This window comes from Pseudomonas sp. H3_C08, from assembly GCF_054669455.1.
This window is the reverse complement of sequence record NZ_CP162803.1, coordinates 3624359-3644171: the sequence shown is the minus strand read 5'-3', so window position 1 is coordinate 3644171 and position 19813 is coordinate 3624359. Positions and strand designations below refer to the sequence as shown.

The 19813-nt window shown below is 56.9% G+C and carries 18 protein-coding genes and 3 pseudogenes; 6 read left to right on the top strand and 15 right to left on the bottom strand.

Annotated features, from left to right (window positions below; genetic code table 11):
- Positions 1 to 10: 10 nt before the first annotated feature.
- Together AB4N74_RS16680 and AB4N74_RS16675 are read right to left on the bottom strand one after the other, a co-directional pair.
- A complete protein-coding gene (locus AB4N74_RS16680; RefSeq protein ID WP_460096669.1) occupies positions 11 to 316 on the bottom strand; it encodes an antibiotic biosynthesis monooxygenase family protein in 306 nt (101 codons plus the stop codon).
- Positions 316 to 1020 (bottom strand): CTP synthase C-terminal region-related (seleno)protein, encoded by a 705-nt coding sequence (locus AB4N74_RS16675; protein WP_257355954.1) that lies wholly within the window; start codon positions 1018 to 1020, stop codon positions 316 to 318. The genes AB4N74_RS16680 and AB4N74_RS16675 overlap by 1 nt, the downstream gene beginning before the upstream one ends.
- A gap of 15 nt (positions 1021 to 1035) precedes the next feature.
- On the opposite strand from AB4N74_RS16675, the gene AB4N74_RS16670 reads away from it, so the two are divergent.
- Complete coding sequence (locus AB4N74_RS16670; protein ID WP_460096667.1) at positions 1036 to 1977, top strand: LysR family transcriptional regulator; 942 nt, start codon at positions 1036 to 1038, stop codon at positions 1975 to 1977.
- Here AB4N74_RS16670 and AB4N74_RS16665 read toward each other — a convergent pair whose 3' ends face one another.
- The 5 genes and pseudogenes from AB4N74_RS16665 to AB4N74_RS16645 all read right to left on the bottom strand — a co-directional run bounded on the left by AB4N74_RS16665 (position 1978) and on the right by AB4N74_RS16645 (position 6040).
- The gene (locus tag AB4N74_RS16665; protein ID WP_460096665.1) at positions 1978 to 2511 is read right to left on the bottom strand and encodes a DUF1003 domain-containing protein; all 534 of its coding nucleotides are present in this window, start codon (positions 2509 to 2511) and stop codon (positions 1978 to 1980) included.
- 186 nt (positions 2512 to 2697) lie between these two features.
- Positions 2698 to 3135, bottom strand: a pseudogene (locus AB4N74_RS16660) (methyl-accepting chemotaxis protein); the annotation flags it as partial.
- A gap of 156 nt (positions 3136 to 3291) precedes the next feature.
- Positions 3292 to 3927 (bottom strand): annotated as a pseudogene (locus AB4N74_RS16655) (PAS domain-containing protein); the annotation flags it as partial.
- A 280-nt stretch (positions 3928 to 4207) separates the two neighbouring features.
- Positions 4208 to 5275, bottom strand: coding sequence for a diguanylate cyclase (locus AB4N74_RS16650; protein WP_186625095.1), 1068 nt, complete (start codon positions 5273 to 5275; stop codon positions 4208 to 4210).
- A 156-nt stretch (positions 5276 to 5431) separates the two neighbouring features.
- Positions 5432 to 6040, bottom strand: coding sequence for a TetR/AcrR family transcriptional regulator (locus tag AB4N74_RS16645; RefSeq protein WP_257355950.1), 609 nt, complete (start codon positions 6038 to 6040; stop codon positions 5432 to 5434).
- A gap of 217 nt (positions 6041 to 6257) precedes the next feature.
- Here AB4N74_RS16645 and AB4N74_RS16640 point away from each other — a divergent pair, with 217 nt between their 5' ends.
- The gene (locus AB4N74_RS16640; protein WP_116255044.1) at positions 6258 to 7313 is read left to right on the top strand and encodes an MBL fold metallo-hydrolase; all 1056 of its coding nucleotides are present in this window, start codon (positions 6258 to 6260) and stop codon (positions 7311 to 7313) included.
- A 21-nt stretch (positions 7314 to 7334) separates the two neighbouring features.
- On the opposite strand, the gene AB4N74_RS16635 is transcribed toward AB4N74_RS16640, so the two are convergent.
- From AB4N74_RS16635 to AB4N74_RS16625, 3 genes are all read right to left on the bottom strand, one after another.
- Positions 7335 to 7616: a helix-turn-helix domain-containing protein gene (locus AB4N74_RS16635; RefSeq protein WP_257355949.1), complete on the bottom strand. Its 282-nt coding sequence runs from the start codon at positions 7614 to 7616 to the stop codon at positions 7335 to 7337.
- Positions 7617 to 7626: 10 nt separating this feature from the next.
- The gene (locus AB4N74_RS16630) at positions 7627 to 7944 is read right to left on the bottom strand and encodes a helix-turn-helix domain-containing protein (RefSeq protein ID WP_257355948.1); all 318 of its coding nucleotides are present in this window, start codon (positions 7942 to 7944) and stop codon (positions 7627 to 7629) included.
- Between the two features lie 93 nt (positions 7945 to 8037).
- Positions 8038 to 8805 (bottom strand): AraC family transcriptional regulator, encoded by a 768-nt coding sequence (locus tag AB4N74_RS16625; protein WP_460096663.1) that lies wholly within the window; start codon positions 8803 to 8805, stop codon positions 8038 to 8040.
- A 112-nt stretch (positions 8806 to 8917) separates the two neighbouring features.
- Here AB4N74_RS16625 and AB4N74_RS16620 point away from each other — a divergent pair, with 112 nt between their 5' ends.
- From AB4N74_RS16620 to AB4N74_RS16610, 3 genes are all read left to right on the top strand, one after another.
- On the top strand, positions 8918 to 9733 hold the full coding sequence (locus AB4N74_RS16620) for a sulfite exporter TauE/SafE family protein (RefSeq protein ID WP_257355946.1): 816 nt from the start codon (positions 8918 to 8920) through the stop codon (positions 9731 to 9733).
- Between the two features lie 77 nt (positions 9734 to 9810).
- A complete protein-coding gene (locus AB4N74_RS16615) occupies positions 9811 to 10530 on the top strand; it encodes a DUF6933 domain-containing protein (RefSeq protein WP_257355945.1) in 720 nt (239 codons plus the stop codon).
- Positions 10531 to 10614: 84 nt separating this feature from the next.
- A complete protein-coding gene (locus AB4N74_RS16610; RefSeq protein WP_460096662.1) occupies positions 10615 to 11799 on the top strand; it encodes a hypothetical protein in 1185 nt (394 codons plus the stop codon).
- A 9-nt stretch (positions 11800 to 11808) separates the two neighbouring features.
- Here AB4N74_RS16610 and AB4N74_RS16605 read toward each other — a convergent pair whose 3' ends face one another.
- The 5 genes and pseudogenes from AB4N74_RS16605 to AB4N74_RS16585 all read right to left on the bottom strand — a co-directional run bounded on the left by AB4N74_RS16605 (position 11809) and on the right by AB4N74_RS16585 (position 16808).
- Positions 11809 to 12795, bottom strand: a complete 987-nt coding sequence (locus AB4N74_RS16605) for a hypothetical protein (protein ID WP_460096660.1) — start codon at positions 12793 to 12795, stop codon at positions 11809 to 11811.
- Positions 12796 to 13044: 249 nt separating this feature from the next.
- A pseudogene (locus AB4N74_RS16600) lies at positions 13045 to 13759 on the bottom strand (HNH endonuclease).
- A gap of 113 nt (positions 13760 to 13872) precedes the next feature.
- The gene (locus AB4N74_RS16595) at positions 13873 to 14406 is read right to left on the bottom strand and encodes a BRO-N domain-containing protein (RefSeq protein WP_099756955.1); all 534 of its coding nucleotides are present in this window, start codon (positions 14404 to 14406) and stop codon (positions 13873 to 13875) included.
- 348 nt (positions 14407 to 14754) lie between these two features.
- Complete coding sequence (locus AB4N74_RS16590) at positions 14755 to 16005, bottom strand: ribonucleotide-diphosphate reductase subunit beta (protein ID WP_093430406.1); 1251 nt, start codon at positions 16003 to 16005, stop codon at positions 14755 to 14757.
- 542 nt (positions 16006 to 16547) lie between these two features.
- Positions 16548 to 16808 carry a DUF2790 domain-containing protein gene (locus tag AB4N74_RS16585; RefSeq protein WP_093430405.1) on the bottom strand — a complete coding sequence of 87 codons (261 nt, stop codon included), beginning with the start codon at positions 16806 to 16808 and terminating at the stop codon, positions 16548 to 16550.
- A gap of 464 nt (positions 16809 to 17272) precedes the next feature.
- Here AB4N74_RS16585 and acs point away from each other — a divergent pair, with 464 nt between their 5' ends.
- Positions 17273 to 19228, top strand: a complete 1956-nt coding sequence (acs, locus tag AB4N74_RS16580; RefSeq protein ID WP_007912698.1) for an acetate--CoA ligase — start codon at positions 17273 to 17275, stop codon at positions 19226 to 19228.
- Positions 19229 to 19813: the final 585 nt, after the last annotated feature.

Here is a 19813-nt window from a genome sequence, read left to right as displayed (position 1 = left end):
GACCCTGCAATTACTGGCTGAACCGATACTCACGCTCAACCCGGCACACCCGCGTATGAAACGCCGAATACCACTGCAAACGCCCGCGCTCCTGAATCACCCGATGCTCCGGGTTCTGTCGCCACGCCAGAATCGCCGCTTCGCTCTGCCAATACGACACCGTAATCCCGACGCCATCCACGCCGCGAACCGACTCCACCCCGAGAAATCCCGGCTGTTCACGCACTAACAATTCCATGCGTTCAGCCGCCTCGGCATAGCCGTTGTCACCCTCGGTGCGGGTCGAGGTAAAAATCACCGCAAAGCAGGACGCCATCAACGCGGCTCCATGCAAGCTTCAACAAACGCGCGCACCAGCGGCGGCATCTGCCCTTTTAGCGCGGCACGCTCCGGTTGAAACAACGTCGCGACAAAAAATCGGTGATCCTTGAGTTCAATCGCGCGCAAATCCCCTGCCGAATCATGACCCACGGCTTGTAGCCGATCATTCAACAATTCCTGTTCGAACAGCGGATTCACACCGAAGCGGCAGCGATAACCTTCACGAATCTCAGACGTTTCGTACGCCTTGGCGATCAACGAGCCGGGCACCAAGTGAATGCTGTCCACCGCTTCGACCAGCGAACAGGTCAACGGCGTGAGTACCGCGCGTTCTGAGTCGGGTGATGTTTCACCATGTTCCGCATCCATCCAGCCCAACACATTGCGGGAAAATTCCAGCACCGCATGCTGAAAACCGCCGCAGGTGCCGAGGAAAGGGCGCTGCTGTTCGCGGGCAAAACGGATCGCCCGAAGTGCGCCGGCTTCACTTTTGTAAGGGCTGGCGGGTACGCACCAGAAACCGTCGAACCGCTCGAGCGGCGTATCGGCGTGGATCTGCTCGGTGGGCAACCATTCGAATTGCACGTTGCGGTTGAGGTGTTCGGCGACCAGCCCGAGGGCGACGGGAATGGCTTGGTGAGCGGTGACCTGCGGGTCGTAATCGCCAATCAGGGCGATACGGATGGCGCTGTTTTCCATGGGAGTTCCCTGCGCTTGTTGATTGATGGCACTCACTATAGATTGGCGTTCACGCACTCAACATTGGCGTTTGCCCAAGTGATCAATGCAGCCACGCACTATCAGCTCGACTACCCCGACCTCGCCCTGATTCTCGCCTTGGTGCGTGGCGGCTCTCTGGCCCGGGCTTCGCAGCTGTTGAAGGTCGATGTGTCGACGGTATTCCGCGCCGTGCGCCGTCTCGAAGCCGCACTCGGCCAGCAATTGTTCGAAAAAAGCCGTGCCGGTTACCTGCCGACGAACCTCGCGCAGACGCTGGCCGAGCAAGCCGAACGTGCCGAACAGGCATTGGAAGCCGCACGTATCGGCGTGGAGCAGGGCGGCGAAGTGGTCAGCGGCACGGTGCGTCTGACCTGCACCGATTCGGTGTTGCAGGGTTTGCTGCTGCCGGCGCTGGCGCAGTTCATGCCCAATTATCCGGCGTTGACCATCGAACTGAGCACCTCCAACGACTTCGCCAACCTCAGTCGCCGTGATGCCGACATTGCTCTGCGCCTGACGCGGACACCGCCCGAGCATCTGGTCGGACGGCAACTGGCGAAAATTTCCTACCGGGTCTGCGCCAGTTCGCGCTATCTGCAAAATGTCGATGCTTCGGATCTGACGGCGTTGACCTGGATCGCCCCGGATGACTTTTTGCCCGATCATCCGACTGTCGCCTGGCGTCGTCAGCACCTACCCGGTGTCACCCCGGGCTATCGCTGCAACAGTATGTTGTCAGTCACGGAGCTGGTTCGCGCAGGACTCGGTGTGGCGGCATTACCGGACTTCCTCATCACCGAGGGTGTGCAGGCGTTGAGCGAGCCGCTGCATGGTTACGACACCGCGTTGTGGTTGCTGACCCGCGCGGATTGCCGAGCCTTGCGCTCGGTGGTGACGTTGTTCGATGAACTCGGGCGGGTACTGCGTTTGCCGTGATCAGCGCTGCGGGTTCTGGCGCATATGATCGTGCAGTTCGCTGGTCAGACTGGCGATGCGTTCGGTGAGGTTTTTGGTCATCTCGGTGAGGCGGGTGTTCTGCTCCAGCAGCTCAAGCAATTGCGCGGTGTTCTTCGCCGCTTGGGCCTGACGCTCGGTATTGGCCTGTGCCAACGCTTCACGGTGTAGCGCATCGGCATCGGCTTGTGCCTTGTCTCGGGCGGCCTGACGGGTTTGTGCCAGCAGAATCAGCGGTGCGGCATAGGCGGCCTGGAGGCTGAAGGCGAGGTTGAGCAGGATGAACGGGTAAACGTCGAATTGCGTCACGCCCGACACGTTGAGGCCGATCCACACCGCGACGATCACGGTTTGCGCACCGAGAAACAGCGGCGTGCCGAAGAACCGCGCGAACGCCTCGGCGCGCAGCGCAAACCTGTCGTTGCCGAAGGTGGTGTTGAGGTGGGCGTGGGGGCGGTGGAAGCGCAGGTGGTCGACGGGAGCCGTTTCAGGCAATGCGGTTTTTTCAGTGGTCATGGTGCACTCGGCAGGGCATGGGACGTGTAGTCACTATAGCCCTGCGTTGTGGCGGCCGGCCCCTTCGCGAGCAAGCTCGCTCCCACAGGTATCCGGGTGTTCACAAACATTGTGATCGAATTAGTCCCTGTCGGAGCGAGCTTGCTCGCGAAGGCCGCGACGCGGTCTGGCTGCCTTGCACAAGGCTTAACCCGGCACCCGCTCATTGGCAAACATGCTCACCGCATCCACCGCCTCACTGGCACCATCACGAATCTGCAGAATCACCGTCCCCGCCTGATTCGCCAATTCGACGCCTTCAGCCGCACGGCCCCGGGTGCCTTCCATGCTCTTGATGGCCTGACGGGTTTCGCTCTGGATCAAACCGATCATGGTGGATATCTCCGCCGTCGAGCCGCTGGTACGCCCCGCCAGCAGGCGCACCTCGTCGGCAACCACGGCAAACCCGCGGCCCTGTTCACCGGCGCGGGCGGCTTCAATTGCAGCGTTGAGCGCCAGCAGATTGGTCTGGTCGGCAATCGAGCGGATGGTGTTGACGATGGCGGTGATCTGCTCGGAGCGTTCCCCCAGTTGCGCAATCAGCGTTGAAGACTCGGCAATGTCTTCGGCGATTTCGCGCATTTCGCTGGCGGCTTGCTGGATCACCTGCGTACCTTGCTCGGCGACTTTTCGCGTCGCTACCGAGATGTGATAAGCCGCGCTGGCACTGCGTGCGTCCTGTTCGTGTTGCTCGACGCGCGCGGTCACATCGGAGGCGAACTTCACCACTTTGCACAAGCGCCCGGCAGCGTCGTAGACCGGGTTGTAGTTGGCTTCCAGCCACACCGTTTGCCCGCGTTTATCCACGCGTTCGAACTGGCCCTGGAAAAGCTCGCCCTGATTCAAGCGCCGCCAGAAATCCTCGTAGGCGCTGCTGTTGACCAGTGCCGGCGTGCAGAACAAACGGTGATGTTTGCCTTTCAGCTCGGCGAGGGTGTAACCCATGCGCGTCAGAAAATTCTGATTGGCCGTGAGAATACTGCCGTCGAGGTTGAACTCGATGACCGCCATGGCCCGGTCGATCGCCTGCAACTTGGCGTTGGCTTCGCTTTCCTGCTGCACCTTGGCGGTCACGTCCATGGCGTACTTGACCACTTTCACCACCCGTCCCGAAGCATCCTTGATCGGGTTGTAGCTGGCTTCCAGCCAGATCGGCTGGCCCTTGCCGTCGACCCGTTCAAACGTACCGGACTGAAACTGGCCGTTTTTCAGACGTGACCACAGATCAGTGTATTGAGCACTGCGCCCGAACTCCGGTGTGCAAAAACGCCGATGGGGCTGGCCGATCGCTTGTTCGGTGGTGTAACCCATGGTCTTGAGAAAGTTGTCGTTGGCGCGCAGCACCACACCATCGAGGTCGAACTCGATGACCGCCATCGAGCGATTGATCGCATCGAGCAGGCCCGTTTGTTCGGTGAGGGTGCGCTGAAGATCGTCGACGACGGCTTTGTGGCGATTAAAGAACATGTTCGCAGTACTCAGGAAGTGGGGAAGATCGAGGATTCAGTCCCTATTTCCGCGCCGGCAGACCGAATGCGCGGACGGAATTCGGCAATGACTGCTCAATACCAGTATTCCTTAGCTGGCAGATGGCTACTTATACAAAACTTCATAAACTTGTACAAGGAAGTAATTATTTGTAATTTTGTATAACTTTTTAGGCGTCGGCGTTGTCTGTCGCGGTCCTGGTCAAGGCCACACTGATGGTGTTGCGGCCCGTGTGTTTAGCGATGTAGAGCGCTTTGTCGGCATCGTCCAGCCAGTCCAGTGCATCCTTGTACAAGTATTGATAGCGCGCCAAACCGATACTCAGGCCCACTCGCAACTCTGGCACCTGCGGATGACGGTACTGCTGCAATGCCTCGCGCAATTGCTCCATCAGGGCCTCGGCCTTGTGCAGGGGCAGTGTCGGCAGGATCACGCAGAACTCGTCACCGCCGTAGCGCCCGGCCAATTCGTACTGGTCCAGCAGGCGTTTGAGCTCCTGACTCAATTGCCGCAGTACCTCATCGCCGACGATGTGCCCAAAGCTGTCGTTGATCTCCTTGAAATGGTCGATGTCGATCAACGCCAGAGTGGCTTGGGTGTTGTGTTGGCGGCACTGCTGAAATTTCAGGTGCAGCAGGTCTTTCCAGGCCCCGTGATTGAGCAGGCCGGTGAGGCTGTCGGTGCGGCTCAGGGCACTCAGTGCGCGTTTGTGTTGGGAGAGTTTGATCGCCAGGTGATAACAGACCATGCCCAGCGCGAGCGGATACAGGGTGAGCATCGGCAGGCACGCCCAGACTTGCGTTTGGGTCATCGTCAGGCTGAATTTGCCACCGAAAATCGCCCAGCCCAGCAGTACACCGGCGAGTTGCGCGAGGGCGCCGAACACGAACAGACGTTGGCCGCCGGCGGCAACGTTGTTCATGGTCATCATCGACAGGATGGTCACGGTGGTCAGCGGGTTGAACTGAAAGCACGCCGCCCAGAAACCGCCGAACATCGAGTCGTATAACAAATTGCGGCGTTCAGCCTGATACGGGAACGCCGAGCGCGTGGAGATCTGGTAAGCCAAGTGCGGCCAGGCGAAACCGTTAAACAACAACAGCGCCCACAGCCAGTCGGGCATGTTCAGCGGATACAACGCCGCAGCGACGCTGAAGAATCCCACGCCCAAGCCAATGGCTCTGGGCAGATAAATACGTCTGGCGAATGACAAGCCTTTGCCGCGTTGGTTTTCCATGATGCCCTGCGCGAAATTCATCCTGAAATACTTTGCAGTATTTTCTCAGGCTAACCGTTCGTCGGTCGATTGTCGGACATTGTCATTTATTCCAACGGGAATAATCAGTGTCCTTCCGAGCCATTTAGTCGATGGTTCGCGCAGGAGAGGGGCGATTTAGAGCTGATAGTGGGCCAGAAACATCTGCAGCGCCGATTCGGCGACGCTGTTCTGCATATCGACATCGAGGGCGGCGCGGCCCATCGACATCTGCGGCCAGAAAGCGAAGGTCTTGAGCAAGCCTTGTACTTGCTGTGCGGCGAATTCCGGATCGACCGGTTTCAGTCGGCCGTCAGCCTGCGCGGCGCGAATCCACACGGTCAGACCTTCCTCGCGCTTGCCCATGCGCTCGACCATGTTCTGCGCGCGCTCCGGCGAGTGAATGGTGGCGGCAATTGCCACACGGGCCAGGGTCAGGAAATTCTCGTCAGCCATCAACTGCATTTTGGCCTGGAGCATCGGCCGTAATTGCTCGCGCAAGGGCTGATCGCGGTTATAGACGACGGATTGCTCTGCGCTGATTCGTGCCCACAACTGGTTGAGAATTTCGGCGAACAACTCTTCTTTGCTGGGGAAGTGGTTATACACCGTACGCTTCGACACACCAGCCGTGGCGGCAATCTTGTCCATGCTGGTGATCTCAAAACCGTTGGCACGGAATTCGGTAATCGCCGCTTGAATAATGGCTTCGCGTTTACGGTCGGTGAGGCGTTGTGGAGCTGTCATAAGTACGCTTCGGCAGTGAAAGGGTGAAATTACACTTGGCAGTTTACTTGTCATCCGCTTTGATGCAACCTAGAAACTACACCGCCCAGTGTAATGTTGCGTTAATCCTCGCAACCTAAAAAACAGACAGTTCGGCCTATGCGTGCAGCTTTGGCCATTTATCGTCCCAACCGTGGAGAAACCGCGAATTGCGCGGTTTTTCTGGAGTCATTCAGTCATGGCCAATCCAGTTTTGATCCCGGATAACACATCCACGCCTGAAGCCTCTCGACAGGCTCAAGGCCTGTTTCGTAATCATGCGCCGGTGCAACGCGAAGGCCTGCGCAAAATGCTGCGGATCATGTGGAACATGATTTTCCACAAACCGCGCAACACCCGGCCCGCTGCGCCGATCCCGGTGCAAGCATTGACTCGGGAAGAGCTGCTGGCAGCGCCCAATCACAGCGTCTATCGCCTCGGTCACTCGACCTTGCTGCTGAAACTGCGCGACAAATTCTTCATCACCGACCCGGTCTTCGCCGAGCGCGCATCACCAGTGCAGTGGGCCGGGCCGAAACGCTTCCACCAGCCGCCGATCAGCATCGACCAGTTGCCGCCGATCGAAGCGGTGATTCTGTCGCACAACCACTACGACCACCTCGATTACCAGGCCGTGCTCAGACTGGCCGCCAAGACCAACCTGTTCCTCACGCCACTGGGCGTCGGCGACACCCTGATCAAATGGGGCATCGATGCCAGCAAAGTCCGTCAGTACGATTGGTGGCAGGGCGCCGAGATTGCCGGCATCCGCTTCGTTGCTACACCGTCGCAGCATTTTTCCGGCCGTGGCCTGTTCGATGGCAACAGCTCCCTGTGGGCATCCTGGGTAATGATCGACGGCGACACGCGGATCTTCTTCAGCGGCGACAGCGGCTACTTCGACGGCTTCAAACGCATCGGCGAACAGTTCGGCCCGTTCGACCTGACCCTGATGGAAACCGGCGCCTACAACGTCGAATGGCCACACGTGCACATGCAGCCGGAAGAAACCTTGCAAGCGCACATCGACCTCAAGGGTCGCTGGCTCTTCCCGATCCACAACGGCACCTTCGACCTGGCGATGCACGCCTGGCACGAACCGTTCGACCGGATTCTGGCACTGGCGTGGGAACGCAGTGTTTCAATTACCACGCCGCAGATGGGTGAGGCGTTTAATATCGCTCAACCGCAACGCGGGGAGGCGTGGTGGTTGGCGGTTGAAGGGGAGAGTGAGGCGGTGGTGCAGAGCGCTTGATCAGGTGAAGACGGTTCGCGCCTAAGGGGGCGAACCGGTTGCTCCAGAAACAAGCCCTGAAATCTTGATGTTGTAATCGGCCATCGTAGTAACGGGTACCTCCCGGAATTTTCCACGAAGGATTTGCTGGAGATTCTCCAGAGGTATTCCCAGTCTTTGTGCGGCTTCAGATTCGCTTATGTCGGTGGACGCGATAAGCGAGATCAATTTTGTGGCGTACTCGGACTTGATCAGCATCTCGCTTGCACGCTCAAGCTCTAAATCTTGATAAACATTGCCTGTGCTTTCTTCGATCTCGCTCATGTTTTTATCCTCACTCAGCCATCGCAAAATCCCCACGCCCCATCGCTTCCGACGACACGCCCTGAAAACTCGCACTACGCCCCGGTGCAAACCCGGGAAAGAACACCAGCCCCTGCGCCTCGAACCGGTAAGCCAACGCCAGTCGCGCCGCATCCGCTACATCCTGCTGCGCTTCAAAGCGTTGAATGTCTTCAACCGAAATCTCAGCCTCCCGCGATAGCTGTTCCACGCTCCAGCCCAGCATCGCTCGGGCCTGGACGCAGTGCGTCGGGGTGAACTGGAAAAGGGCAATGCGTTCGAGGATGTGGTTCATCGCAAGAGAGGCCATGGTGTGCTCCGGGCTCAAGAGTGCTGATTGAAAATGTACTGTGTTTTTGTACAGTTGTTTTCGGCCGGGATCAAACGCATTTTTTGATTTGCGCTAATTTGCCGCCTCCAACCAGACGGACGGTGCCTGCCCGAGGATCCGCCGGAACATCGTCGAGAACGCCGCCGGGCTTTCATAACCACAGTCCAGTGCGATGCGCGTCACCGCTTCACCCGAGGCCAAGCGTGCCAGCGCCAGAACCACGCAAGCCTGCTGCCGCCATTGTCTGAAGCTCAGCCCGGTTTGTTGGCGAAACAGTCTGTTGAAGGTACGCAAGCTTATGTGTAATTGGTCGGCCCATTGCTGTGGCGATTGGTGGGCGTACGGCTGATGCAGAAAGTTCTGACACAGAGACAGGAGTTTTCCGTCAGGCGGCAGCGGAATGTGCAACGGCAGCGGCGCACTTCGCGTCAATTCATGCAGCAACAGATCGATCAATACGCCATCTCGCCCGCCGAGGTCATAGGTCAGCGGTACTTCCACCGCCTCCATCAGCAAATGCCGCATCAACAGTGACACGCTGATTACCTGGCAGCGCTCCCCCAGATCCACTGCGCCCGGTTCGATGTACACACTGCGAGTACTGACCCCGAGCATCAACACCTCATGCGCCACCCCCGGTGGAATCCATACCGCGCGCTGCGGCGGCACAACCCAGTTACCGTCGTGAGTGCTGACCTGCATCACCCCGGTCGCGCCGTACAACAATTGCGCCCGACGATGCGTGTGAAAAGGCAGCAAGTGACCGTGGGAATAATCCGTACCGATCGCCACCACCGCGCGCGGCGTGTCATCCAGCAGATTGATCGAAACATTGCGCATCAGGCGTTACTCGGTGATTGGCGTAAACGCAAACATTATTGGCTGACTTGCTGAAGCAGGCCAAGCGATGCCGCTCTATCGTCGATCGTTCTCCTTTCACGGAAACCTCGTCATGTTGTATTTATTGCTGACCCTCTTCGGTTGCCTGACCGGCATCACCGCCGTCCTGTTCGGCTTCGGCGGCGGCTTCGTCGTGGTGCCGCTGCTGTATCGCCTGCTCACCGCCAGCCACGGCGCAGACGACCCGATCAGCCAGTCGGCAATGCACATCGCTATCGCCACCTCGACCTGCGTGATGATCGTCAACGCCCTGATCGCCACCGACAAACACCGTCGCGCCGGCAATCTCATCCGCCATTACCTTTGGCCGTTGGGTGGGTTCATCGGAGTGGGTGCGGTCGTTGGCGCAATAGCGGCGGTGTGGGTCAGCGGCGAAGTGATTCGCTATGCGTTCATCGGCTACCTCGGCGTGACCATCGTCGACTGCCTGCTGCGACGTGGCTTTCTCACTCAGAACCCAGATGTCATCCCACGCCGACTTGGCGCTACGGAAACTTCCGCAGGTGGTGTAGGCATCGGCGCCATCGCGACGTTTCTCGGTGTAGGAGGCAGCGTCATGACCGTGCCGCTATTGCGCCGTTGCGGACTGAGCATGTCGCAAGCGACGTCCATGGCCAATCCGTTGAGTTTGCCGGTGGCATTGGCCGGGACGCTGACGTACATGGCGCTGGCCGGGTTCTGTCAGGCTGACCTGGGCACGTGGTTTGTCGGGTACGTGGATCTGCTCGCGTTTGCGGTGCTGACGCTTGGCTCGCTCGTCGGGATACGCTTGGCCGCGCCATGGATTGGACGGATACCAGATCGGGTGCATGCCTGGGTCTATATCGGGTTGCTGATTATTGTGCTGCTGTGCATTTCGCTTAAATGAACCATTGCCAGGTTACAGCGGAAGAAATCAAAATCGGTAATTGAGCGCCATACTCCAGCAACTACCAGAGAACCCGGATGTTGATCTTCAATTGCACCGAAGCCGCCAGCAAATTCTTCAGCCGTGTTCACAAGGGCAAAAAGATCACGCCGGTGGACACTAATCCGCCGTCCTCAATCATTGAAGATGATGAGTCGAGCGGCGCTGATGAGCAGTGGCTGGTGCACGCGATAACGGTACAACGCAAGCATGTGTTGCTGGTCATTCACGTCCAGACCCGCTATTGCCTGATTTTCGCTGATGCGAAAAAGGCTGACACAGAGGACTTTGTTGATCGGTTTGTGGATCGTTGGGTCAAGGGGATAGTGATAAACGCACATCATCATGACCTCGGGCAGTGGCTTAACCCGGAGTTGATGTTGGCGCGGCTGAAACAGACTTGTGAGCATCAAAAGTTCTATCGACGTAGCCATCGCAGCGCGCAGAAACACATTGATGAGATTGCATGGATGTTCCAGGACAAGGTCGCCCATACGGGGTCTTTGCCACCGGATGACATCACAGCGATGGTATTCGACGAGCAAATGAATGACACGCCCAGGAACAGCAAGGGCGCCAAGTCTTACTATTTTCCGAATGAGGAAATGGCGCTTCACTGGCTGCGTCATTACTGCTTTCTTGATGACGTCCAGCTTCATGCTGCCAAGGAGCGTCGCCAACAAATGGTTCGGGAAATTGCTGCCCTCGAGCGCGAAGCGTGGCTTAAAAAGTACGAGCAAGAAAACTCGAATAGTTAAGCGGCGCCGGCCATAATCGCAGCGTATTTTTAGCGTCGGCGCTTATGTGCCGACGCGTTCTCCGACTCCTTCAAGGATTGATTCATGCTCAAGGGACTGATGCGCCTGGTGCCATATGCCGCGGCGCTGTGCACACTGATTTCCACTGCCCATGCCGAAGATGGCCGGCGCGTATTTACCGGTACGTTGGGCAAGACGGCGATTGTTGTTGAACTCAACACCACACAGCAGGACGAAGTCACCGGCCGCTATTTCTACGAGAAATATCACCGTGATCTAGCCCTCAGCGGTTCGCTGCAGGACAGCACGCTGAGCCTCGTCGAAGGCAATAACCGCTACGGTGACGACAAGCCGCTGCCAACCTTGAAGCTGAAAGAAACCGGCAGCGGCTGGCAGGGCGAGTGGCAAAGTCCGCAGGGCAAAAAGCTGCCGGTGAAACTCACCGAGGCCAGACTTCCCGCGCCCACCTCAGCAACTTTGCCGTTCATTGCCGCACTGCCATACGGCGAGCCTTACGAGTATTTGCGCCTGCAGGGACTCAAGCTCAAACCGGCAAAGAAAGAAAACTTCATGGGCTATGACCTGCAATGGTGGACCGAGCCTGAGACAAAGATTTCGCTGTTCAGCGTGGAGTCCGGATTGCCGAAAGATGATCAGCAACGGGTTAACCAGCAGTTGCTCGGGCGCCTCTGGAGTGAAGTCATCAGCTATCACGGCTGCCAATTACAGGGCGGCGAAAACGTCGAATTCATGCAACAGGCAGAACCGAAAATGATCTCGCCAGTCGTGGTCAGCCTGAACATCTCGACCAGCTATTACTGCGGCGGCGCGCATCCCGACTTCGGCGATTCACCCCTCAACATTGATGTAAAAACTGGCCACCCATTGTCACTCGAAGATGTCTTTTGGGTAGGTAAGGGCACGCCGATTTTGCATGCCGAGCGCGACAGCCTGGGCGACAAACCGCTGAGCGAGGCCGAAAGTAACGCGCGCTATCAGTACGTAAGCAAAGAGTTGGTACCTTGGGTAATCAAGCAATTCACCGCCCTGTACCCCACAGAAATGAAAACACCGACGGGAGATGACGACTGCAACTTCCAGGATGAGAGCATCTGGGGCACTTCACCTTGGTACTTCACCGAGAAGGGCTTGTACCTCGGCGCCTACTTCGCTCGCGTGCAACGCTCCTGCGACAGTCCTGACTGGTCGATCCTGCCGTACTCCCTCGTCAAACAACACCCCGGCGCCGTCAAACTGCAACTGCCCTAAGGCTAACCATCACTCCAGCCCCGGCGCTTCACGAATAATGAAGTGATCCAGGTTCTCGATATTGGCATTGAAGACCTCGAAAGGCTTTTCGGGGTTCTTCTTGCCGGGCACCTGCTTCAACTCCGGCGTCACCCCATAGAAGAAACAGAACAACGCCTTGTCGCTATCCACCGCGTGCTTGATCTCCTCCAGAAACGCCTTGCGCTTGCGGTAGTTGTCGATCAGCTTCTTGTTCAGATAAACACTGACCGGATACGGCTTCTTCTTACTGTCCTCGGGCTTCTTGAACCAGACCTTGTCCTCGAAATCGATACGAAAACTGGCACTGTGGAAGTCCTCGATCTTCTTGATCCGCCCCCAGTAAATCAGCCCCTTGTTGTCCGTCAGATACTCGATCTTCTTGAAGAACGAACTGTACGGCGCCGTATGCTCGCCGACCTTCAACGGCATCCGCTTGAGCAACTCCTTGTCCGCGAAGTTGGAAACAAAACACTCCACCGGATGCGCAAACACACTGGTCTTGTCCGGCGCCGATTCACGACCCGCCGACTCTTTACCACTCTCCGCCGCCACCCGCACCGGATCATCGCGCAACACATCCGCCGCCCCCGCTGGCGCGACAGGCTTGCGCACATACTCACGGCGGGTCAGCAACAACTCTGATGGGAAGTGTTCCTCACGCCCGTCATCCACCTCGCCATCCGCTGTTTCAACGCCCGAAGCCGAGGCCTTCAAACTCACATACGGACAACCCGCCACGTGCTGCGTCGTGGGCAGATTCTTGAAGTGCGGCGTGCGCACGTAATTCACGTTCTTGGCGTTGAACGTGCCCAACTCGTTGGAAGCCTCGAACGCCGAACGACAAGCATCGTTGGGGCACTGGAAGTGTTCCTTCGCAGAGTCAAACGCCACCGTCTCATCGAAATTGAGATCGCGAACGTCATAGATCGACAACTTGTCGTCGAGGCTGAGGCAGTAGGCGAGATCGAATTTCATGGTGGGGCTCGGATCCTTGAGTGGGGGAGGGGTATTAATAGCGGGAGGTGGAGCGGGTTGCACTGATTGTTTTCAGGGTGATGCGGAATCTGTGGGAGCTAGCCTGCTGGCGATTCTAGGCTTCAACAAGATTTCAATCCTCACACCGCCACTGCAGACCATGCACCACATTGTGGCAAGGAGCTTGCTCCCGCTGGGGTGCGAAGCAGACCCAAGAACAACAAATACGGTTAGTCAGATAAACCGCGATTATTCCTTTTCGAGTCTTCCAACGTTGTCATACAGCCAAGCAGTGAAAGCCTCTCTGTCGTCCGAATGGTGGCAGCGTTGGTGACAGTTGGGACACAACGCCACAACATTCGTCTCAAGGTCCGAACCCTTTTGCGACATATGCTTGACGTGATGCACTTCTAAAAACGGTTTCCCATCCTTTTCAAATGGCGCGGCTTTGCCACAACCTTCGCACTTTCCATTGGCTTGCTGACGAACCCAGCCCCTCAATTCAGGATCGCGAAAGTAAACCTTTCTAGTGGAAGTCGTTTGGGGGTGGTGTTTTTATCCCTTTGGGGACGTAATCAAATTGCTTTCGCTCAAATTTAGCCGCGCGTTGCTCGAGCAATGCTTCGTCCGCCGTTGGATCAGAATCTTCAAGTGTCAGAACAGGAGAAGCCTCAAGTGCCTTACGGATGCTGCGCGCTACATTCGCGCCAACATTCTTGGCAGGTTTGTAGCCTTCAATACGCGTTCGACCCATTTCTACCAGCACGGTAGAGATGTTCTGCATCCGAAACTCGACCGAGCCTTTAGTCCGACCGGCTAAGGGGCCTTCACGCAAGATTCGATTTTCCTCAGTCTTGACGAATTTCTGGCCGCTCTGCTCGCGTGCCAGCATTTTGAGATAGGCGTCGACCGCCGCCTGAATCTCTACGTCACTCCAATCGCTATTACTTTTTTCCGTGTCCATACAATCGCCGAGGGTTGAAAACCCTCGGACGATACTGAGTGGCCATCACATCTGTCTACGAAAAGTCCTACAGGAAATAACGACGAATCCTGCGCGGTCCTACAAACTTGTTCCTAACCCATCGAGTGCTTCGAAGACTGAAACGCTTGCGTAACCCTTCGCCACCATGGCTTCTCTACCGAAGCTCGTCTTGGATTTTGTTCGTTTAACAGGTGTGGCATATCCCGTAGCCGAATCCAGCCCTCATCTTGCCAATGCAGCAAACTCAAAGACATCTCCGGCCAATCCAACAAGCTCAACATTGGCCGATTTGAATCACCCAAATCCGCAGCATCCCGCAAGGTTGGCACTACCTCGTTGGTCAGCCACTCACGCAACAACCGATTCCCCGGAACGTAGTGATAAACCAACAGCGCATACACCCCAGATTCACTGAGCATCAGATGCTGTTCTGGTTCTCGAAAGTACTCAATCCACATGACGCGGCGTTGATCGCTATCTAGCTTGTTGACCACCCGATCATTCATGTGGAAGCCCATCAAACGGCCAACATCCCGGGCGGAGAACCATGGCTGGTTTTCGAGTAGAAGGGCATGTAGAGAAAGGTTGTGGCGAGAGAAGACTATTACCGAGCATGGATCAGACATATTTATGACCTCTACGTTTTGGATTTTGGGAGGGCCTGACCCCAACGTAGAGCGGACTTAAGAAATCCCAACGAGCAGAGCAGTTACCACCGACGAATTACACGTCTGTGTCACTGACCAAGCTTTCTACGTTGGGCGTTTCTTAGGCACCTGCGATAGAGCTTAGTAGTGCTCGTAGCAGGGTTCAATGGGAAGTGACTGTAAGTGCTGTAGGAGATTGAGCGCTGTGGCGTAGGCGTAAAAAGGTTTACCGATCGCCCATAAAAAAGCCCCGATCAGATCGGGGCTTTTTGCTATCTCGACTCGCCGACTCAAACCACAATCGTCAAATCGTACCAAGCGAGACCATTAGTCCCAGCTCAACGCACCACCAGTTTGGTATTCGATCACGCGAGTCTCAAAGAAATTCTTCTCTTTCTTCAAGTCCATAATCTCGCTCATCCATGGGAACGGGTTAGTCGTCCCTGGGTATTCCTCTTTCAAACCAATCTGGCTCAAACGACGGTTAGCGATGAACTTCAGGTAGTCCTCCATCATCGCTGCGTTCATACCCAACACCCCGCGAGGCATGGTGTCACGCGCGTATTCGATCTCCAGTTGAGTACCCTGCAGAATCATCTGGGTCGCTTCTTCCTTCATTTCGGCATCCCACAGGTGTGGGTTTTCGATTTTGATCTGGTTGATCACGTCGATGCCGAAGTTCAGGTGCATGGATTCGTCGCGCAGGATGTATTGGAACTGCTCGGCGACGCCGGTCATTTTGTTGCGGCGGCCCATGGAGAGGATCTGGGTGAAGCCGCAGTAGAAGAAGATGCCTTCCAGAACGCAGTAGTAGGCGATCAGGTTGCGCAGCAACTCTTTGTCGGTTTCGACGGTGCCGGTTTCGAACTTCGGATCGGAGATCGAACGGGTGTATTTCAGGCCCCAGGTGGCTTTTTTCGCGACCGATGGGATCTCGTGGTACATGTTGAAGATCTCGCCTTCATCCATGGCCAGCGATTCGATGCAGTACTGGTAGGCGTGGGTGTGGATCGCTTCTTCGAACGCCTGGCGCAGGATGTACTGGCGGCATTCCGGGTTGGTGATCAGGCGGTAAACGGCCAGTACCAGGTTGTTGGCAACCAGGGAGTCGGCGGTGGAGAAGAAGCCGAGGTTGCGCATGACGATGCGGCGCTCGTCGTCGGTCAGGCCTTCCGGGTTTTTCCAGAGGGCGATGTCGGCGGTCATGTTGACTTCTTGCGGCATCCAGTGGTTTGCGCAACCGTCCAGGTACTTCTGCCAGGCCCAGTCGTACTTGAATGGCACGAGTTGGTTGAGGTCGGCGCGGCAGTTGATCATGCGCTTTTCGTCAACGGCGACACGGGCGGAGGCGCCTTCGAGTTCGGCGAGGCCTTCGGCAACGTCGAGGGAGTTCAGTGCAGCCTTGGCGCGGGCGACAGCGGCCGAGTCGTCGGCGGTCACGGCGCGGGCTTCCAGCGCGGCGGCGCCGCCGGCGTTGTCCAGGCGGTCCATGTTGGCTTCGCTAGCGTGGCCGGCGTTGGCGCCTTTCACTGCTGCTACTTCACTGTCTTCTTTGTCGAATTCGTCCCAGCTCAGCATGACGTGTCGTCTCCTGCGTGAGGGCCTGTGCCCGTGTGAAACCTGATTGGTTGGTTTTTCACACGGTCGTACAGACCGCGTTGGATGTCGTTTTTTGCAGCGATGCACGCAGGCAAATAAACAGAAATTTTGACGGGTTCCGAGAGCCTCTGATGGGCGCAATCAGCGTTGAACGCTGCTGCGGGGCTTCAGAATGGCTTTTGCTCCCTGTAAGGGAATATTGCTGACCCGTATGGGGCGGCATTATAGGGAAAAAAACACGGCTGTGCTGAGGCGAATCCGCGCATGGAGCGGTCGAGGAGGGCGGATATTCGATGAGAGTGAGGGTTTACAGGGCTTTGCCGGGGATAGATTTTTTTTCGTAAAAATCTCGCCATTGTGAATTTGCTCAAAAAACGAACAAAAAAAGCCGATTTTTACTACATCTAGTGTTTTGCAAGCATTTTTGACGGTTTCAAACACAACTGAGCCCGACCGAAGTCGGGCTGGAATTGACCCTCAATGAAGCGCTGAGAGATCCAATTCGGTGCAGTCTCGAATCATCAATTGGTGCAGCCGTTGCCCATGATGCTGTAGCGCAGGATGTGACGCTGACCTTTGGAGTCGTCGTATTCCATTTTGGCTGGAACCACTTCGCAGACATTCGGAACTTCGCTCATGGAAACAACTTTGGCGATGTCCAGGTGAGTCGAGTAAGTGTATTCCTCAACAACCGGTTGTTGCTGTGCGACATCAGTCGGGACCTCATCTGCCATGGCGGTTGCGCACAGACTGCTGAGGGCCAGAACCAATAAAGCTTTCATTTCAGATTTACCTTTTTGAGGTCGAGTGGGGTCACGCAACCTTTTTAGGGTTGCGTGTGGAACTTCATCGTTTGCAATTATTACTTGAGAGCTGGATTAACGGCCTTCGTGGGGGCTGTAACGTTGTTAATCGCGTTTGCCTTGTCGGCGAGGTGAATTTTAGGGAGATGGGGCGGGGGTAAACAGACCGGGTTTTGATAAACACCTTTGGCAGATTTGGTAACAATCCCTTGAGATGGGGATTGATAACCGGGTGTTTTGTCTGTTGGACCGAGCTGTCTGAATCGCTTGCAGGCAAGCTCCCACAGGGTTGTGGGGTGTCTGAATAAATGGCGTGGGGCCTGCGTTTGGGGTATCTGGATGTTTTGTAGGGGCTTGTTACTACCATCGTCGAATGGTTCTATGGCCCCCGCCCCGTTACAACAGGGTCATACAAAAACAACTATTACACCGAGGTAGGAAAGATGAGTGCGGCTTCTCTGTATCCCGTTCGTCCCGAGGTTCTGGCTAACACGCTGACTGACGAGGCGACCTACAAAGCCATGTACCAGCAGTCGGTCGTCAACCCTGACGGCTTCTGGCGTGAGCAAGCCAAGCGTCTCGACTGGATCAAGCCTTTCACCACGGTGAAACAGACGTCGTTCGACGATCACCATGTCGACATCAAGTGGTTTGCCGACGGCACCCTGAACGTTTCCTACAACTGCCTCGACCGTCATCTGGCCGAGCGCGGCGATCAAGTCGCGATCATCTGGGAAGGCGACGATCCTTCCGAGAGCCGCAACATCACCTACCGTGAACTGCACGAGCAAGTGTGCAAACTGGCCAACGCCCTGCGTGGTCAGGACGTGCACCGTGGCGACGTGGTGACCATTTATATGCCGATGATTCCCGAAGCCGTGGTCGCCATGCTGGCCTGCACCCGGATCGGCGCGATTCACTCGGTGGTGTTCGGCGGTTTCTCGCCGGAAGCCCTGGCCGGTCGCATCATCGACTGCAAATCGAAAGTGGTGATCACCGCTGACGAAGGCATTCGCGCCGGCAAGAAGATTTCCCTCAAGGCCAACGTCGACGATGCGCTGACCAATCCGGAAACCAGCAGCATCCAGAAAGTCATCGTGTGCAAGCGCACCGGCGGCGACATCAAGTGGAACCAGCATCGCGACATCTGGTACGAAGACCTGATGAAAGTGGCGGGCACCGTTTGCGCGCCGAAAGAGATGGGTGCCGAAGAAGCGCTGTTTATCCTTTATACCTCAGGCTCGACCGGCAAGCCGAAGGGCGTGCAGCACACCACTGGCGGTTATCTGTTGTATGCGGCGATGACCCACGAGCGCGTGTTCGACTACCGTCCGGGCGAAGTTTACTGGTGCACCGCCGACGTCGGCTGGGTCACCGGCCACAGCTACATCGTCTACGGCCCGCTGGCCAACGGCGCGACCACGCTGCTGTTCGAAGGCGTGCCGAACTACCCGGACATCACCCGGGTGGCGAAGATCGTCGACAAGCACAAGGTCAACATCCTCTACACCGCACCGACCGCGATCCGCGCGATGATGGCCTCGGGTCAGGCCGCCGTTGAAGGTGCGGATGGCAGCAGCCTGCGTCTACTCGGTTCGGTGGGTGAGCCGATCAACCCGGAAGCGTGGGACTGGTACTACAAGAATGTCGGCAAGTCGCGTTGCCCGATCGTCGATACCTGGTGGCAGACCGAAACCGGCGGCAACATGATGAGCCCGTTGCCGGGTGCGCACGCGCTGAAGCCGGGTTCGGCGGCACGTCCATTCTTTGGTGTGGTGCCGGCGCTGGTCGACAACCTCGGTAACATCATCGAGGGCGAGGCCGAAGGCAATCTGGTGATTCTCGATTCGTGGCCAGGTCAGGCGCGCACGCTGTATGGCGATCACGATCGTTTCGTCGATACCTACTTCAAGACCTTCCGTGGCATGTACTTCACCGGTGACGGCGCACGTCGTGATGCCGATGGTTACTACTGGATCACCGGACGTGTCGATGACGTGCTCAACGTCTCCGGCCACCGTATGGGCACGGCGGAGATCGAGAGCGCGATGGTTGCGCATCCGAAAGTCGCTGAGGCGGCGGTGGTCGGGGTACCGCATGACATCAAGGGGCAGGGCATTTATGTCTATGTCACGTTGAAGAATGGCGAAGAGCCGACCGAGCAGTTGCGTCTGGAGTTGAAGAACTGGGTGCGCAAGGAGATCGGGCCGATTGCTTCGCCGGACGTGATCCAGTGGGCACCGGGGTTGCCGAAGACGCGTTCGGGCAAGATCATGCGCCGCATTCTGCGCAAAATTGCCACGGCGGAATATGATGGGTTGGGGGATATCTCGACGCTGGCGGATCCGGGTGTGGTGCAGCATTTGATTGATACGCACAAGACCATGAATGTGGCTTAAGCATTCGATTTGATGCATTGAAAGGCCCCGTCCGGTGTTTGCCGGGCGGGGCTTTTTTGTGTCTGGGGGTTTTGTGGTGGCTGGGCGGGCCTCTTCGCGAGCAGGCTCGCTCCCACAGTTTGACCGAGTACCTTCAGACAAAATGCAGACCCCTGTGGGAGCGAGCTTGCTCGCGAAAGCAATTTGTCAGACGCCGGTGTAGTCCCTCGTCGGAACCCAGGTCCATCCAACCAATAATTATCGATCTACCCCGTAAGACATTTCCCACTGTTACCCAACACCTTCCTCGTAACCGAATGTGTAACCGCCCGCCCCGCGACGGGGCAAAGGGAAACGCATCGCCCCGTTTTAGAGCCTCGAAACCCCCGGTGAAAAATAAGACACAACGCTGCGCTTGCCGGATTAGAAGGGTTTGCGAATAATAGGCCCGCAATTTGCAGCATGGATCGGTTCACTGTCTTTCGCTCTTGCATGAAATTGCAAGGCTGTCAATGTGCTCAAGTCGCTTTCTCTGTGCATCTGTAATTAGTTGTCGCATTGAAGAAATATCGGCTTCGGGCCTGTCGTTAGAATGCCGATCACTCG